We start from the raw sequence: 15,870 nt of genomic DNA on the forward strand, positions 1-15,870 counted from the left end.
ATGAAATTCCGTATTTTCCGCTCCGCCGAGGACCAGACCGGCGCCGGCTCGATCGATCCGACCGAAGCGCCGCGCATGGGCGGTCAGATCCTGCCCGAAATCGCCCCATCCAAGGGCGCAGCCGCCGAACCGCGTATCGAGGACGCTACGCCCCGGTCGGGCCCCGCCGTGGTCGACAGCCCGCCTGTCGGTCCGATCAAGATCGCCGCGCGCGACGTCTCGGTCTTCTATGAGGGCAAACAGGCGCTCTACGACGTCTCGCTGGATATTCCGGACAAGACCGTCACGGCCCTGATCGGCCCGTCGGGCTGCGGCAAGTCCACCTTCCTGCGGACCATGAACCGCATGAACGACACTATCGCCGGGGCCAAGGTCACGGGCCGCATCGCCATGGACGGCGAGGACATCAACGACCGTTCCATCGACCCGGTGCTGCTGCGCGCCCGCGTCGGTATGGTGTTCCAGCGTCCGAATCCCTTCCCGAAATCGATCTACGAAAACGTCGCCTACGGACCCAAAATCCACGGCCTGGTGTCGTCCAAGGCCGAGATGGACGAGGTCGTTGAAAAGGCGCTAAAGCGCGCTGGCCTGTGGGAAGAGGTCGCTGACCGCCTGCAATCGTCGGCCATGGGTCTGTCAGGCGGCCAACAGCAGCGTCTGGTCATCGCCCGCGCCATCGCCGTAAACCCCGAAGTCATCCTGATGGACGAGCCCTGTTCGGCGCTGGACCCCATCGCCACGGCGCGGATCGAGGAGCTGATCGACGAACTGCGCGAGCGGTTCTGCATCGTCATTGTCACCCACTCGATGGCCCAGGCCGCGCGCGTGTCGCAACGCACCGCCTTCTTCCACATGGGTCGTCTGGTCGAGACCGGGGATACGGAAGACATCTTCCAGAATCCGCGCGAACGGCGCACGCTCGACTACATCACGGGACGCTTCGGCTAATCCGATGAACCAGCACACCGTCAAAGCCTATGGCGACGAACTGAACCAGATCACGGCCGAGATCGCTCGCATGGGCGGCCTGGCCGAGGCCCAGGTCGCGGACGCCATCGATTCCGTCGCCCGGCGCGACATCGCCCTGGCCCGCGCCGTGGTCGAACGCGATCTGAAGCTGGACGCCCTGCACCGCGATATCGAGAAGAAGGCGATCCGCCTGATCGCCTTGCGTCAGCCGGTCGCCAGCGACCTGCGCCGCACCTTGGGCGCCATGAAGATCGCCACCGATCTGGAGCGCACAGGCGACCTCGCCAAGAACATCGCCAAGCGCGCGCTGATCCTGGCCGAAGCCCAGCCGATGCAGCCCCTGACCCGTTCGATCGAGCGAATGGGACGGCTGGTCTCGACCCGCCTGCGCGATGTGCTGGACGCCTATACGGCCTCTGAGCTCGATCGCGCCGTCGCCGTCTGGCAGACCGACGACGAGGTCGACGAGCACTACAACGCCCTGTTCCGCGAACTGCTGACCTACATGATGGGCGATCCGCGCACGATCGGCGCCTGCACCCATCTGCTCTTCATGGCCAAGAACCTGGAGCGGATCGGCGACCACGCGACCAATATCGCCGAGACCGTCCATTACGAGATCACGGGCGAGGACATCGTGGGCGAACGCCCGCGCGCCCAGCCCACGGCTGAGGATTCCGATCCGACGCCAAACCTTTCGACGCAGTGAACCGAGACCGGAGACCCGACGTGCAGCCCTATATCCTTGTGATGGAAGACGAGGACGCGCTGGCGACCCTTCTTCAGTACAATCTCGAAAAGGAAGGCTACGACGTCGCCGTCGCCGCCGACGGCGAGGAGGGCATGCTCCAGATCGACGAGCGTCTGCCCGATCTGGTGCTGCTGGACTGGATGCTGCCCAAGCTGTCGGGCATCGAGGTCTGCCGTCGCATTCGCGGCAAGGCCGAGACCCGCAACCTGCCGATCATCATGCTGACGGCGCGCGGCGAGGAGAGCGACCGGGTTCGCGGTCTGGACACCGGCGCGGACGACTATCTGACCAAGCCCTTTTCGATGGTCGAGCTGATCGCGCGCATCCGGGCCGTCCTGCGCCGCATTCGTCCGGGCCTGGCCGACGACCGTTTGAACCACGGCGATATCGTTGTCGATCGCGTCTCGCACCGGGTGAAGCGCAACGGCAAGGAGGTCCATCTGGGCCCGACCGAGTTCCGCCTGCTGGACCACTTCATGCAGCACCCAGGGCGGGTGTTCAGCCGTGAGCAGCTGTTGGACGCGGTCTGGGGCTCGGACGTCTATGTCGAGGCCCGCACCGTCGACGTCCACGTCGGGCGCCTGCGCAAGGCCCTGGCCATCGCCGACGAAAGCGCCAATCCCATCCGCACGGTCCGCTCGGCGGGCTATTCGCTGGATTTGGAAGGCTAAAACGAGAAGGGCGGCTCTCGGAGCCGCCTTTTGAAATTCAGATTTGCTCCGCGACCACTTCGTCGGGGTCCAGCGCATAGACCGTGGCGCAGTATTCGCAGGTGACGCGGATCTTGCCGTCGTCCTCCAACATGTCGGTGCGCTCGGCGGGATCGAACGAGGCCAGGACCGAGGCGATCCGTTCGCGCGAGCAACGGCAAACGGCCGTTAGTTCCCGCGCACCCTCCAGCCGCACGCCGTCTTCGTGGAACAGGCGGAACAGCAGCGTCTCGGGCGAGATCGTCGGATCGACCAGCTCGTCATCGCCCAGCGTGCCGAACAGGGCCCGCGTGCGGTCCCAGACCTCTTCGGTCGAACCACGCGCCTCGTCGCCGGCGATGATCTGGATCATCGCCCCGCCGGCGCGCCATTGCGATCCGGCCTCGGTCTGAACCTGGCCGACGGCCAGACGCACCTTGGTCGGCACCTGTTCCGACTGCTGGAAATAGTGTTCGGCGGCCAGCGACAGGCTCTCGCCTTCGATCGGCGTGATCCCTTGGGTGCGCTCGAAGTCGGGGCCCCGATCCAGCGTCATGATAAAGACGCCCTGGCCCAGCAGCGATCGGGCGCCGGGACGGGCGAAGCCCTGCGACGCCTCGGCCACCTCAGCCTCGTCGTAGCGACAATAGCCGCGCAGCGACCCGTCGGTGCCGTAGTCGGCGACGACATAGCGCACGGGGCCGTCGCCCTGAGCCTGGACCAGCAGGCGGCCCTCGAACTTCAGGCTAGAGCCGATCAGGGCGGCCAAAGCGCAGGCCTCGCCCAGCAGGGCGGCGACCGGCTCGGGATAGGCGTGGGCGGCCAGGATCTTGTCGATGGTCGCGCCCAGGCGAACCAGGCGACCGCGCACGGGCCAGCCTTCGATCTGGAAGGCGGCGGCCAGATCGTCGGAAACGGGAAGGTTGGACGCGTGATCGGTCACGGCGAGGTCCTTTGGGGCGTCATTTCGGGATCGCGGCTATGTAGGCGCCCGCGGGCGGCTTGATAAGGGGGCTAATCCGCCCGCTCTGGGGGAGGGCGACGGAACCGATTTCAGCGCGGATCGCTCTTTTGGCTCAAGCGGAGCCGTCGCTCCGTTCATGACGCCAATAACTGAAGAGGTTCCGCCGATGATCCGCGATATCGATCCGATCGAAGAGATTCGCAAACACCCCGGCATCACCGCCGGCAGCCTCCTCGCAGTCGCGCTCGGCGCTGTCGCCGTCGTCTATCTGACGCAACGCAGCGGCCCCACCCGTTACCAGCGCATCAAGTCGCGCATCGACCCGCGCGGCTGGGTCGATACGTCCGAACTGCGCGACCGTTTCCACGACGCCGTCGACGCTTTCCGCCACCGGGCCGAGGATGTCGGTGAACGCGCCGGCGCGATTTCGCGCGACGCCCGCCACCGCGCCGCAGACACCGCCTATGACGTGCGCGACCGCGCCGACGACTGGTTCCGTTCGGCCCGCAAGGACGGCAAGAAGGCGCTGAAGAAGCATGGCAAGACGGCGCGCCGCTATGCCGACGACGCCGGTCAATATGCGCGTGACCACGCCCGCGAAGGCGGCGCCCTTCTGGCGGTGGCGACCATCGCCGCAGCCGTCGGCGCAGCGGTTCTCGAAAGCCGTCGTCCCGACAGCCACGTGCGTCGCATCGCCCGCTTCTGACATTTTCGTGTCGCCCGCCCGGTGAAAACCGCGGCGGGCGGCAAACTTTTAGCGCATCTGCCCACAGTGAGCAGCATCGCTTGGCTTTGCCGCAGGCGCGAAGGCCGCTAAGACGCCGCCCATGAGCGCGCGCCCCACCCTGATCTTCGACTTCGATTCGACTCTGGTCGATTTCGAGACCCTTGAGGCTTTGGCCGACATCGCCCTGGCGGATGCGCCGGGCGCAGCCGACACGCGCGCCCAGATCGCCGCCCTGACGGATCAGGCCATGGCCGGAGAGGTCGAATTCGGCGAGGCTTTGCGCCGCCGGCTGGCGCTGTTGCCGCTGACCCGCGCCCATGTCGCCGCCCTAGCCCAGACCGCGCCGGACCACCTGACGGCGTCTGTGCGGCGCAATCTGAACTTCTTCCAGCAGAACAAGGGCAAGGTCGTCATCCTCTCCGGCGGCTTCCGCGAGGTGATTGCCCCCGTCGCCGAAGAGTTGGGCGTCTCTCCCGATCGCGTGCTGTGCAACGATCTGATCTACGACGCCGACGACCGCGTGGTCGGCGTGGATGACGCAAATCCCCTGTCGCACGCCAATGGCAAGCCGACCGCCATTCACGGCCTGAACCTGTCGGGTCGTGTCGTCATGGTCGGCGACGGCTGGAACGATGCCGAGGTCAAGATCGCGGGCGCCGCCGACGCTTTCTACGCCTTCACCGAGGTGGTGCGTCGCGCGCCGGTGGTCCAGGTCGCCGACGCCGAGGCCGCGTCGCTCGACGAGGTGCTGCATGCCGAAGGCCTTGTCGGCCGCTGGTCCTTCCCGCGCAGCCGAATGAAGATGTTGCTCCTGGAAAACATCCACCCCGCCGCCGTCGAGCGGCTGGAAGAGGCGGGCTATTCGGTCGAAACCCAGAAGGGCGCGCTGGACGAGGGCGATCTGATCGCGGCCATCAAGGGCGTCCATGTCCTGGGCATCCGTTCCAAGACCACGGTCAGCCGCCGCGTGCTGGAACAGGCCGACCGCCTGATGGCCGTCGCGGCCTTCTGCATCGGCACCAACCAGATCGACCTGGACGCGGCCTCGGATCACGGGGTGGCGGTGTTCAACGCCCCCTATTCGAACACCCGCTCGGTGGTCGAGCTGGCCATCGGCCTGATGATCGTCCTGATGCGCGACGTGGCGGACAAGTCCTCGGCCATGCACGTCGGCAAGTGGAACAAGTCCGCCACCGGCTCAAAGGAACTGCGCGGCAAGACCCTGGGCATCGTCGGCTACGGCGCGATCGGCAGCCAGCTGTCGGTCCTGGCCGAAAACCTGGGCATGCGGGTGCTGTTTTATGACCTGTCGGAGCGCCTGGCCTTGGGCAATGCACGCCGCATGCGCTCGCTGGACGCGCTTCTGGCCGAAAGCGACGTAGTCACCCTGCATGTCGATGGCCGCAAGGAGAACGCCAACATCTTCGGCGCCGCCCAGTTCGGCCGGATGAAGGAAGGCGCACTGTTTCTGAACCTGGCGCGCGGCCATGTGGTCGATGTCGGGGCCCTGTCCCAGGCGATCGGCTCGGGCCGGGTCGCCGGCGCCGCTGTCGATGTCTTCCCCGAAGAGCCGCGCACCAACGCCGACCCCTTCGAGAGCCCGCTTCAAGGCCTGCCCAACATGATCCTGACGCCGCACATCGGCGGCTCGACCGAAGAGGCGCAGGAGGCCATCGCCGAGTTCGCGGCCGAGCGCCTGCTGGGCTATCTGAACCGGGGCGATACGACCTTCAGCGTCAACCTGCCCAACGTCCAGCTCTCCGAAGTTTCGGGCGCGCACCGCATCCTGCACATCCACAGAAACCAGCCGGGCGTGCTGGCCGAACTGAACCGCGCTCTGGCTTCGGCGGGCCTGAACATCCTGGGCCAGCACCTGAAAACGGACGAGCGCACGGGCTATGTCATCACCGACGTGGACCGCGACTACGATCCAGAGGCGCTGCGCGAACTCAAGACGGTGCCGGGCACGCTGAAGTTCCGCACGTTGCAGTGATACGTCGCTCGCAAATATCTTCTCAAAGCTGACCTCGCGGCATCTTGCGCTCTGCGCGAACTGGCGCATCCTCACGTCGAACGGCCGCGCAACGACGGCTGCGGGAGGAATTTCATGTCACGCTTCATCACCGGCGGCGCCGTCGCCGCTCTGGCGCTCGCCGCCTGCGCCTTTGCCGGCTCGGCCTCGGCCCAGACCTACAACCGTCTCGTCGTCTTCGGCGACAGCCTCAGCGACAACGGCAACCTGTTTCTGATCTCGGGCGGGACCCAGCCGCCGTCGCCGCCCTATGCGCGCCGCTTCTCGAACGGTCCGACCTTCGTTGAACTGCTGGGCTTCAACGCCGCCAACTTCAACGATTCGGTCACGGGCAGCATCAACTACGCCTTCGGCGGCTCGCGCACTGACGCCTCGGCGGGCGTGCCGTTCGGCATGCTGAACCAGCTGTCGCGCTACACCGCCGCGGGCGGCCGGTTCAGCTCGACCGACTTGGTCAGCGTCCTGGGCGGCGCCAACGACATCTTCCAGGGCCTACCCGCCGCCGGCGCTTCCGCCAGCCCGGTCGCCGCCATCACCCCGGTCGCAACCACGGCCGCCGCCAACATCAACAGCCTGGTCAACACCGTGGCGGGCGCGGGGGCCGGGACCATCCTGGTCACCAACCTGCCCAAGCTCAGCCTGACGCCTCAGTTCCGCGGCACGACCGCCGCGCCCCTGGCCGACTTCGCCGTCACCACCTTCAACACGGCGCTTCAGACCAATCTGACCGCCACGGCCGCCGCCCGCCCAGGCAGCAACATCATCATGATGGACCTGTTCAAGATCGGTGACACCCTGGCCGGCAATCCGGGCCTGTTCGGCATCACCAACATCACCCAGCCCTGCTTCAACGGCGTGACGGTCTGCACGAACCCGGACAGCTACTTCTACTTCGACGGCGTCCACCCGACCGCGGCGGGCCATCGGATCATCGCCCAACTGGCGACCGACTACCTTTACTATGGCGACATCGGCGCTCAATCGACCTTGCAGGGCGAGACGGCCTATCGTCACCGCGAGGACGCCCTGGACGCCGCCGGCGAGGCCCTGTCGGGTCGCCAGCCGTGGGAGGCCGGCGTGTCCGTCACAACTTCGGCCTTGGTCGACAGCGTCGACACCGACGCGCGCGGCTCGGTCACCAGTTCGTCCAGCGACGGCTGGGGCGCCCGTATCGCGCTTGAGGCCGGACCTTCGGCCAACTGGCGCTTCGGTCTGGCCGGCACGGCGCGCAACACCGACGTCGAAAGCCAGGCGCTGCAGTTCAACGTCGAAAGCTTCGGCCTGGACGTCTATGGCGGCTGGCGCTCGGGCGATGTCTTCGTCAACGCCGCCGTCGGCGTGGCGCGCGACAACATTGACGACATCGAACGCACCACCAGCCTAGCGCCGATCGTCCACACCGCCGAAACCCGCGCGCTCAGCAGCGGCGCGCGTCTGCAAGGCGGCATGTGGTTCGACATGGGCGGCGTCGCCCTGTCGCCCCGCGCGGCCCTCGCCTACGTGTCCAGCGACGTGGACGGCTATTACGAACAGGGCGTCGGCGCCCAGTATCAGTACGGCGACCGCACCGTGAAGGCCCTGACCGGCGAGGTCGCCCTGCGCGCCGAGGCGGAAATGGGCGGGTTCGGCCTGTTCGCCGAAGGCGGCTACCGCGACGCCCTGGACGACAGCTCCGATCCGGTGCGCGTCGGTCTCTACAACAACCCGGCCCAGGTGCTGTCGCGCGAGATCGACGATCCGTTCGGCGGCCAGTTCCTGGCCTCGGCCGGCGTCGAGGGTTCGCTCGGCCCGGTCAAGGTGACGGTCGGCTATCGCGGCCGCTTCGGCGACCACGCCGACAGCCACATGGGCGGCATTCAGCTGAAACTGCCGCTTTAAGCGGCAGGGGCGGGAAGGGGCCTCAGCGCCCCTTCTTCCTCACCCACATGGCGGCGTCGGCCTCGGTCAGCCAGACTTCGGCGTCGGCATGGCCGTCCCAGGCGCGCACCCCAAACGAGCCGCCCAGTTCGGTCTTCTGGCCGTCCCAAACGAAGCCTTCGGTCTTCAGCGCCTCGGCCAGCTGACGCGCCTTGGCCCGGCCCTCTTCATAGCCTGCGTGCAACATCAGCAGGGCGAACTCGTCGCCGCCCAGCCGGCCCACCGCATCCGACTCGCGCAGATTGGCCAGGAACAGCTCGGCCACCGCGACCAGGGCTGCATCGCCGGCGGCATGGCCCAGGCTGTCGTTGACACTCTTGAACCCGTCCATGTCCAGATACAGCAGCACCGCCGGCACCCCGTGCCGCTGGCAATAGGCCATGGTCCGCTGCATCGCCGTGATGAAGCCGCGCCGGTTCAGGGCGGGGGTCAGCACATCGTGGTCGGCGGCGGCCTCTGCGGCCGCGGCGCGCGTCTTCCACGCTTCCAGCTCGACGCGCAGGCGCGCGATCTCGGCGGTCAGGTCGTGTTCGGCCACGTCGGTCACGGCGCAGGGTTGGCTCCGAAGGCGCAACTCAGTCTGCGTCGCGCGGTCGAACGATGGTAGAGCGTGATCCGCCGACATTGAAGGCCGACATTACGGGCCGACACGGCTGAAATCACGGTGTTGCGGTTGCCGGCGTCACCCGCGTGCTGTAACCGGCGCCTTTCCGCGAGGGGCCTTGCAGACATGGCGACTTCCGAAACCCCGGTGGCGATCATCATGGGCAGCCGGTCCGACTGGCCGACCATGAAGCTGGCCGCCGATCGCCTGGATCAACTGGGCGTCGCCTGGGACGCCAAGGTCGTCAGCGCCCACCGCACGCCCCAACGCCTGGTCGATTTCGCCACGGGCGCCAAGGCCGCCGGATATAAGGTCATCATCGCCGGGGCAGGGGGCGCCGCCCATCTGCCGGGCATGGCCGCCTCCATGACCGAACTGCCGGTGCTGGGCGTGCCGGTCCAGTCCAAGGCGCTGAAGGGCATGGATAGCCTGCTGTCGATCGTGCAGATGCCAGCGGGCGTTCCGGTCGCCACCCTGGCCATCGGCGAGGCCGGCGCCGCCAACGCCGGCATCCTGGCCGCCCAGATACTGGCCCTGTCGGACGAGGTGTTGGCCGGACGCCTGGCCGCCTTCCGCGCCGCCCAGACTGAATCCGTCGCAGAAACCGTCGAGGACTGAGTGCCTGATCTTCCGCTTCCCCCCGGTTCGACCCTCGGCATCATCGGCGGAGGCCAGCTGGGCCGGATGCTGAGCCAGGCCGCATCGCGCCTGGGCTTCGACGTCGTGATCCTGGACCCCGAGGCCGACAGCCCGGCCGGCCGGGTTTCGGCGCGCCAGATCGTCGCCGCCTATGACGACCCCAAGGCCCTGTCGGCGCTGGGCCGCGCCGCAGACGTCGTCACCTTCGAGTTCGAGAACGTGCCGGCCGAATCCATCGAGCGTCTGGCCGAGGCCGGCGCCCTGGTCGCGCCGGGGCCGACCGCGCTGCGCGTGTCGCAGGACCGGGTGGACGAAAAGGCCTTCCTGAACGCCGTGGGCGCCCCGACGGTCGCCTTCGCCGTCATCGAAACGCTGGACGACCTGGTCGTCGGCCTGACCGAACTGGGCTTGCCCGCCCTGCTGAAGACCCGCCGCGAAGGCTATGACGGCAAGGGCCAGGTCTGGATCCACGCCATCGAGGATGCGCCCGCCGCCCTGGAAAGCCTGGGCGGTCGTCCGGCCATCCTGGAGGCCAAGGCGACCTTCGTGCGCGAACTGTCGGTCATCGCCGCCCGCGACTGGGACGGCCACATGGCCGTCTATCCGCTGGGCGAGAACCGGCACGAGGGCGGCGTCCTGCGCACCACCCTGGCCCCCGCCGCCGTGGACGAAAAAACGCAAGTTCGAGCCCGCGCCATCGCTGAGGCGATCCTGGACGGGCTGGACTACGTCGGCGTTCTGGGCGTCGAACTGTTCGACCTCGGAGACGACGTGCTTCTGGTCAACGAGATCGCCCCACGCGTTCACAACACCGGCCACTGGACCCAGGACGGCTGCGTCTGCGACCAGTTCGAACAGCATATCCGCGCCGTCGCCGGCTGGCCGCTCGGCCCCACGACGGCCCACGCCCGCATCGAAATGACCAACCTGCTGGGCGACGAAGTCGAGGACTGGCGCAAGTTGTCGGCCAAGTCCGACGAACGCCTGCACCTCTACGGCAAGGCCGAGGCCCGCCCCGGCCGCAAGATGGCCCACGTGAACCGGCTGCTGGGTGCGGTCTAGGCTTTCGCCCCATACCGCATGCGGCTCAGAGCGTCGCTGACCGTTCGGAACGGCGCGTCGAAATCCTTGCCCGCCTTCCACTTCTCGAAGACCATGACGTTTTCGATCCGGCGGGCGACGAAGGCCTCTGCCGCTTCGCGTCCGTCGAACCAGCGCAGGGTCAGGGCGGGAATCAGGATGCCCGACAGGATCGTCCGCTTGGAATAGTGATTCCAGTCGGTCGCCTCGTCCCCGGCCCAGCGCCACAGATGATCCGCGCTCTCCCAGGCCAGTTTCAGGCCCAGGTCGGCGTTGACGGGTAGAGCCAGGAAGGCGGCGCAGCGACGCGTGGCCTCCAGGTCGGCGGCGCCCGCCTCCATCCGCTCGGACACGGCACGGCCGATTCGCTCGCGAATCTTCAGCGACTTGGCGTCGATTTCACCTAGAGCCGCCAGCGCTCGCGCATCATGGCGGCGCGACAGCAGGGCCGCCAGATCGCGCGCGCCGTTGGGCAGCAGCAGTTCCTCGTCGCCCTGCGACAGGCCGCACGCCTCGCAGGCCTCGCGCACCAGACGCGCATTCCAGCCCAGGGCGGGCGCGCGGGCGATGGCGGCGTCCAGCACGGTCTGTTCGGTCCGGTCGGCCCAGTCTGTCGTCTCGGTCATAAGGGCGATCATACGCCGGTCGTCATGGCGTTTCGAGCCTTGAAGAATGGTCGCGACGATCTGGACAGAAGGGGGCGGCTCGTGTATCAGCGCGCCTTCATCCGAGAGCCCGGCTGTCGGAAGGCGATTTTATTTTGTTCGCCCGTCTCCCTCACAGGACGCGGCGGGCGGCCAAAGGAGAGTTTAACCTGGTTCAGATTTTCGTTCGCGACAACAACGTCGACCAAGCGCTCAAAGCCCTGAAGAAGAAGATGCAGCGCGAGGGCAGCTTCCGTGAAATGAAGCGCCACGTGCACTTCGAGAAGCCCTCGGAAAAGCGCGCCCGTCAAAAGGCCGAAGCCATCCGTCGCGCCCGCAAGCTGGCGCGCAAGCGCATGCAGCGCGAGGGCCTGCTGCCTGCGCCGAAGCCGCGCGTTCCCGGCGGTCGTTAAGACCCCGGCGAAAGCCGAAAGATTTAAGGCCGCTTCCTTCGGGAAGCGGCCTTTTTCTTTGCGTTTCGTTTCTGCGGAGCGTGGTGGAGGGCTCTTGAAGTCCCACAGAAGAAGCGCCGCGCCACCTCCCCATCGCAACGCGACAGGGAGGAGACAACCGTGCCGCCTACGCCCGCCCGGTGATCGCCCGGCCGAAGCTCTTCCAGCTCAGCTTCACATCCGAGAGCGCACCGGCGCGGAAGGCCCGCCCGGCGATCCACACCATGAAGGCGGCGGTCCCGAACATGCCGATCAGCGTCAGGATCACCTCCACCAGCGGCGGGTCGCTGGGCGCGCGCGCGCTCATCAGGAAGGGGGTGAAGAAGGGGATCCAGGACAGAACCTTGACCACCGGCGCATCCGGGCTGGTCAGGGCCATCTGCATGACCAGGATCGGCACGACCAGGATCATCATGATCGGCCCCATCAGGGTCTGGGCGTCGCGCGGCGTCTCGCAGAAGGCGCCGATGGCGGCGAACAGCACCGCATACATCAGGTAGCCGCCGACCATATAGGCGATGAAATAGAAGATCAGACCGTCGTGCAGTAGCACCTGTCCGACCGTCGCCGCCGTATGGGGCGAGGCCGAGATCAGGGTGAAGGCCCCGATCCCGCCCCAGACGCCCATGACCGTAAGGGTCAGCAGCGCCACGCCCAGCACCTTGCCCGTCAGGATTTCGGTCGCCGAGGCCGAGGACAGCAGCACCTCCAGGATCTTGTTCGACTTCTCCTCCATCACGCTGTTCAGCAGGATGGAGGCGCCGGTGATGACCAGCGACCATAACAGGAATCCGACGCCCAGGCCGATGAAGGACGGAATCCGGTCACGCATCGACACCTCGCCCCCGCTGGCCGCGCTGGGCGAGAAGGATTTCACATCGGGCCGGAAGGTCTGAACTTCCTGCGCCACGGCCGGGGCGACCCCGGCGGCGGTCAAAAGCTCGGTGCGTCGGGCATCGCGAAGCGCATTTCGGACGAAGCCGGAGACGTCATTGTCGGTGGCGCGCGCGGTCCAGACCTGGGCGGCGGGCTTGCCATCCGTGCGGCTCAGGAAGACCACGGCGTCGAGGCGCTTGGCCTTCGAGGTCTGCTTGTCCAACGCCTTGCGGATCGCCTCGTCACGCGCCGGGCCGACGGCGTCGGCGATGGCGGGCGGCGCGTCAACCAGACGGATCTTGGGGCCGGTGATGGAGGCGACGGCGCGCCCGGTGCCCGCCTGTCCCTTTTCGGCGGCTTCGCGCAGGCGCTCGTTCTGACGATCCACATCCGCTTGCAGAGAGGCGCGCACGGCGGCGGCCAGACCCGTCGCATTGGGGCCTTCCTCGATCACCGCCACCGACTTGATCGGCTCGGAGGCCTTGATCAGCGCTGGAATGCCGCCGCCCAGCACGGCGAACAGCGGGAAGGCCAAAAGCGACAGCCAGAAGCCGACGGTCTTGGCGTAGGCGACATATTCGCGTCGCGCGATCAGCAGGGTGCGGTTCATTGGACAGCCTCCACGGATGCGACGGGTTGGTCGGGATGGTCACCGGTCAGGCCGATGAAGGCGTCGTGCAGCGTCGGCTCCTTCAGCGCGAAGCCGCGCACGTCCAGGCCGTTCAGGAAGGCCGTCTTCAACGTATCCTGACCCCCGGCGCCGGGCGCCAAGGCGATCTTCAGACGACGCACGCCGTCCACGTCGGACAGGGTCTCGACGCCCGCCACGCCGGGCAGGGCGGCGGCGGCGTCCGCGCTGATCGCGCCGTCCAGATCCAGGAAGCGCGGCGAGGTGGCCTTGGCCTGATCCACCGTCCCCTCGAACGCCTTCTTGCCACGCGCCAGCAGCACGACCTTGTCGCACAGCCGCTCGGCATGCTGCATCACATGGGTGGAGAACAGCACCGTGGCGCCGTTCGCGGCCAGCCCGCGAATCATCGCCTCCAGGCCCTGCTGGTTCATCGGGTCCAGACCGGAGAAGGGCTCGTCCAGGATGACGAACTCGGGCTGATGCACGACCGAGGCGATCAGCTGCACCTTCTGCGCCATCCCCTTGGACAGCTCCTTCATCTTCTTTTTCTGCGCCTCGCCCAGTCCCTGCTGCTCCAGCAGGGTCTTGGCGCGCTTGCGGCCCTCCGCGACCGGCAGGCCTTTCAGCGCGCCGAAGAAGGCGATGGCCTCGACCGGCGTCATCTTCTTATAGAGACCGCGCTCCTCGGGCAGGAAACCGATCCGGTCGCGCACCTTGCGCCCGTCGTCGGCGCCCAGTATCTCGATCTGCCCCGACGTCGCCGGCTGCAACCCCAGGATCATCCGCAGGGTCGAGGTCTTGCCCGCCCCGTTCGGTCCCAGAAAGCCGCAGATCGACCCCTTCTCGACCTGAAAACTCAGATCGCGCACGGCGTGGAAATCGCCGTATCGCTTGTTCACCCCATCCAGCGTCAACGCCGCCATGTCGCCTCCCAAATCCCTGTCGTCAGACTAGAATCCGACGACAGGGGACGCCAGCGACTTCGGCGCAGGGGCACCTATTTCACCACAGGCAGATCGATGTAGGAGGCGTCGTCACCCGCGTGATGGACGGCGTTGTCGGCGACCATGCCCTGGCTCTCGGTCTCGTTCAGTCCGCCTGTGTTCAGGTTGCGCACGAACTTGGGGAAGTTGGAGCTGGTGACTTCGACCCGGATACGGTGACCAGGCTGGAAGGTGTTGCTGATGGTCAGCGGCGTGGGCTGCACGGTCGCCACCTGGCCCGGCGTCAGGGGCGCGGGACGGTCATAGCCGTTGCGATAGCGCGCCCGCATGATGGTGTCGCCCAGGATATAGGCTGTCCCGTCCGGCGCCACGTCCACCAGCTTGACCGCGAAATCGGTGTCGGGCGCAGAAGACGACACCTTCAGCACCGCATCGATGAAGCCGGTGACCTGCATCGGCTCGGTCAGCGCCTCCGACGTATAGACCAGCACATCGTTGCGCGCCTCGATCGGCCGCTGATCGAAGGCCCCGGCCGTGACCAAGCCGCCGTTGCAGCAATCGCCGCCGCCGATGGTCTGGACCGGGTTCATCGGATCATAGCGATAGCGGTCGGCCGGTTCGCCGGCGGGCGGCGCCTGAAGGCTTAGCAGGCCATCGCCGTTCAGGCTGTTGGCCCCGCCGCCCGAGCGCAGATACATCCGCACCGTCTTGACCCCGGCCGGCGGCCACTGCGCGGCCGTGCGCCAGGCGTTTTCGCCCATGTTGAAATACTGCACATGCGGCGTGCTCTCGGGGAAGGCGCGGCGCTCGCCCTTCAGCCAGCGATCGAACCAGGCGTGCACCAGCGCGTCGCTGTCGAAGGTGGCGTCGCCCAGCGATCGATCGCCCGACTTATAGTTCGGCCCCAGGCCCCCAAAGGCGCAGTGGTTGTTGGGGCCGACCACCACATACTGGTTCTCGGCCGCCTCGCGATCCTGGGTCGTGGATCGGGCGTGGTTGAACAGCTCCATGTTCGGCCCGATGGAGACGTCATACCAGCTGTTGAACCACAGGGACGGCACGCCCCAGCCCATGTCGTCGTGATACAGGCCGCCCTGACGCCAGGCCGGATCGGACGGGGTGCGCGCGATCAGCTCCTCGAACGTGCCGGCCGGCTCCCCCAGGTCCTTCAGCATGTCATTGACCGGCAGATGCCGGATCTGGCTGGGCCAGTTCACATCCGGCTTCTTGGCGTCCAGATCGTTGTAGCGGACGATCCGAGCGCGGGTTTCCTGGTCGATGTCCATCGGGATCTGGGCGCGCTGCGGATTGTCCACACCGTACAACCACACAAAGAACAGGTTGCGCGGCACGCCCCCGGTGTACCAGTTGCCCTGTTCCTGGAACCGGCCGACCTTGCCGATGCCGGCGCCCGAGGCCTGGGGCACCATGGCGGCGTGGGCGGGGTGGTTTTGGGCCGCCAGGGCCAGCTGCCATTCGGCGGAGGACGAACAGCCCAGGGTGCCGACCTTTCCATTCGACCAGGGCTGGGCCGCAATCCACGTCAGAGCGTCATAGCCGTCGGTCTGTGGATAGCCCAGGATCTGATAGTCGCCACCCGAGAAATACCGTCCCCGCTCGTTCTGGATGACGAAGGCATAGCCCTTGCTGACCCAACTCAGGGCCGAGCGCGTGGTGCGGGCGTTGTAGGCCAGCTCGTTATAGGGCGTGCGGACGAACACGGTCGGCAAGGGGCCGGACGCGTTCTTGGGGCGATAGACATTGGTGGCCAGCCCCACGCCGTCGCGCATTGGCACCATGACCGCCATCTGCACATCCGCCAGGCGCGACAGCTCGGTCTGTGCGGCGGCGTCGCTGTAGCGCCCATAGTCCTGCGCCGAGGCGGCGATGGGCGTGGCGGCCAAAAGGCCCGCGACGACGGCGGCGACGATCCTGTTCATATCCATCCCTC

At 67.2% G+C, this 15,870-nt stretch carries 15 protein-coding genes; 9 read left to right on the forward strand and 6 right to left on the reverse strand.

The genetic code is table 11. The features are described from left to right. From pstB to phoB, 3 genes are read left to right on the forward strand one after another with little or no spacing between them, the layout of a single operon-like run. Positions 1-948, forward strand: coding sequence for a phosphate ABC transporter ATP-binding protein PstB (gene pstB / locus AC3WRC_RS03580; protein ID WP_492302927.1), 948 nt, complete (start codon positions 1-3; stop codon positions 946-948). 4 nt (positions 949-952) lie between these two features. Continuing rightward, positions 953-1,678 (forward strand): phosphate signaling complex protein PhoU, encoded by a 726-nt coding sequence (gene phoU, locus AC3WRC_RS03585; protein WP_492302928.1) that lies wholly within the window; start codon positions 953-955, stop codon positions 1,676-1,678. Positions 1,679-1,698: 20 nt separating this feature from the next. Continuing rightward, positions 1,699-2,391 (forward strand): phosphate regulon transcriptional regulator PhoB, encoded by a 693-nt coding sequence (phoB, locus tag AC3WRC_RS03590; protein WP_017505977.1) that lies wholly within the window; start codon positions 1,699-1,701, stop codon positions 2,389-2,391. Between the two features lie 37 nt (positions 2,392-2,428). Here the strand turns inward: phoB and AC3WRC_RS03595 are convergent, their stop codons facing one another. Continuing rightward, on the reverse strand, positions 2,429-3,352 hold the full coding sequence (locus tag AC3WRC_RS03595) for an Hsp33 family molecular chaperone (protein WP_492302929.1): 924 nt from the start codon (positions 3,350-3,352) through the stop codon (positions 2,429-2,431). A 187-nt stretch (positions 3,353-3,539) separates the two neighbouring features. On the opposite strand from AC3WRC_RS03595, the gene AC3WRC_RS03600 reads away from it, so the two are divergent. From AC3WRC_RS03600 to AC3WRC_RS03610, 3 genes are all read left to right on the forward strand, one after another. Then, complete coding sequence (locus AC3WRC_RS03600; protein ID WP_205681381.1) at positions 3,540-4,079, forward strand: hypothetical protein; 540 nt, start codon at positions 3,540-3,542, stop codon at positions 4,077-4,079. A gap of 121 nt (positions 4,080-4,200) precedes the next feature. Then, positions 4,201-6,093, forward strand: coding sequence for a phosphoglycerate dehydrogenase (gene serA, locus AC3WRC_RS03605; RefSeq protein ID WP_492302930.1), 1,893 nt, complete (start codon positions 4,201-4,203; stop codon positions 6,091-6,093). Positions 6,094-6,207: 114 nt separating this feature from the next. Next, complete coding sequence (locus AC3WRC_RS03610; protein ID WP_492302931.1) at positions 6,208-8,010, forward strand: autotransporter domain-containing protein; 1,803 nt, start codon at positions 6,208-6,210, stop codon at positions 8,008-8,010. A 22-nt stretch (positions 8,011-8,032) separates the two neighbouring features. On the opposite strand, the gene AC3WRC_RS03615 is transcribed toward AC3WRC_RS03610, so the two are convergent. Beyond that, on the reverse strand, positions 8,033-8,596 hold the full coding sequence (locus tag AC3WRC_RS03615) for a GGDEF domain-containing protein (protein ID WP_306004057.1): 564 nt from the start codon (positions 8,594-8,596) through the stop codon (positions 8,033-8,035). 183 nt (positions 8,597-8,779) lie between these two features. Between AC3WRC_RS03615 and purE the strand changes: the two genes are divergently transcribed. Beyond that, the gene (gene purE / locus AC3WRC_RS03620) at positions 8,780-9,271 is read left to right on the forward strand and encodes a 5-(carboxyamino)imidazole ribonucleotide mutase (RefSeq protein ID WP_492302932.1); all 492 of its coding nucleotides are present in this window, start codon (positions 8,780-8,782) and stop codon (positions 9,269-9,271) included. Further along, entirely contained in the window at positions 9,272-10,354 is a 1,083-nt protein-coding gene (locus AC3WRC_RS03625) for a 5-(carboxyamino)imidazole ribonucleotide synthase (protein ID WP_492302933.1), read from the forward strand. Here the strand turns inward: AC3WRC_RS03625 and AC3WRC_RS03630 are convergent. Next, positions 10,351-10,998 carry a COQ9 family protein gene (locus tag AC3WRC_RS03630; protein WP_492302996.1) on the reverse strand — a complete coding sequence of 216 codons (648 nt, stop codon included), beginning with the start codon at positions 10,996-10,998 and terminating at the stop codon, positions 10,351-10,353. The genes AC3WRC_RS03625 and AC3WRC_RS03630 overlap by 4 nt on opposite strands. 188 nt (positions 10,999-11,186) lie before the next feature. Here AC3WRC_RS03630 and rpsU point away from each other — a divergent pair, with 188 nt between their 5' ends. Next, positions 11,187-11,429, forward strand: coding sequence for a 30S ribosomal protein S21 (gene rpsU / locus AC3WRC_RS03635; protein ID WP_026108547.1), 243 nt, complete (start codon positions 11,187-11,189; stop codon positions 11,427-11,429). A 166-nt stretch (positions 11,430-11,595) separates the two neighbouring features. Here rpsU and AC3WRC_RS03640 read toward each other — a convergent pair whose 3' ends face one another. The 3 genes from AC3WRC_RS03640 to AC3WRC_RS03650 all read right to left on the reverse strand — a co-directional run bounded on the left by AC3WRC_RS03640 (position 11,596) and on the right by AC3WRC_RS03650 (position 15,859). Beyond that, positions 11,596-12,954 carry an ABC transporter permease gene (locus tag AC3WRC_RS03640; protein ID WP_492302934.1) on the reverse strand — a complete coding sequence of 453 codons (1,359 nt, stop codon included), beginning with the start codon at positions 12,952-12,954 and terminating at the stop codon, positions 11,596-11,598. After that, entirely contained in the window at positions 12,951-13,898 is a 948-nt protein-coding gene (locus AC3WRC_RS03645; RefSeq protein ID WP_492302935.1) for an ABC transporter ATP-binding protein, read from the reverse strand. Before AC3WRC_RS03645 ends, AC3WRC_RS03640 begins: the two co-directional genes overlap by 4 nt. Before the next feature lie 74 nt (positions 13,899-13,972). Then, complete coding sequence (locus AC3WRC_RS03650; protein WP_492302936.1) at positions 13,973-15,859, reverse strand: CocE/NonD family hydrolase; 1,887 nt, start codon at positions 15,857-15,859, stop codon at positions 13,973-13,975. Positions 15,860-15,870 lie beyond the last annotated feature (11 nt).

Source organism: Brevundimonas sp. EU05-FHT14B07, from assembly GCF_058790795.1.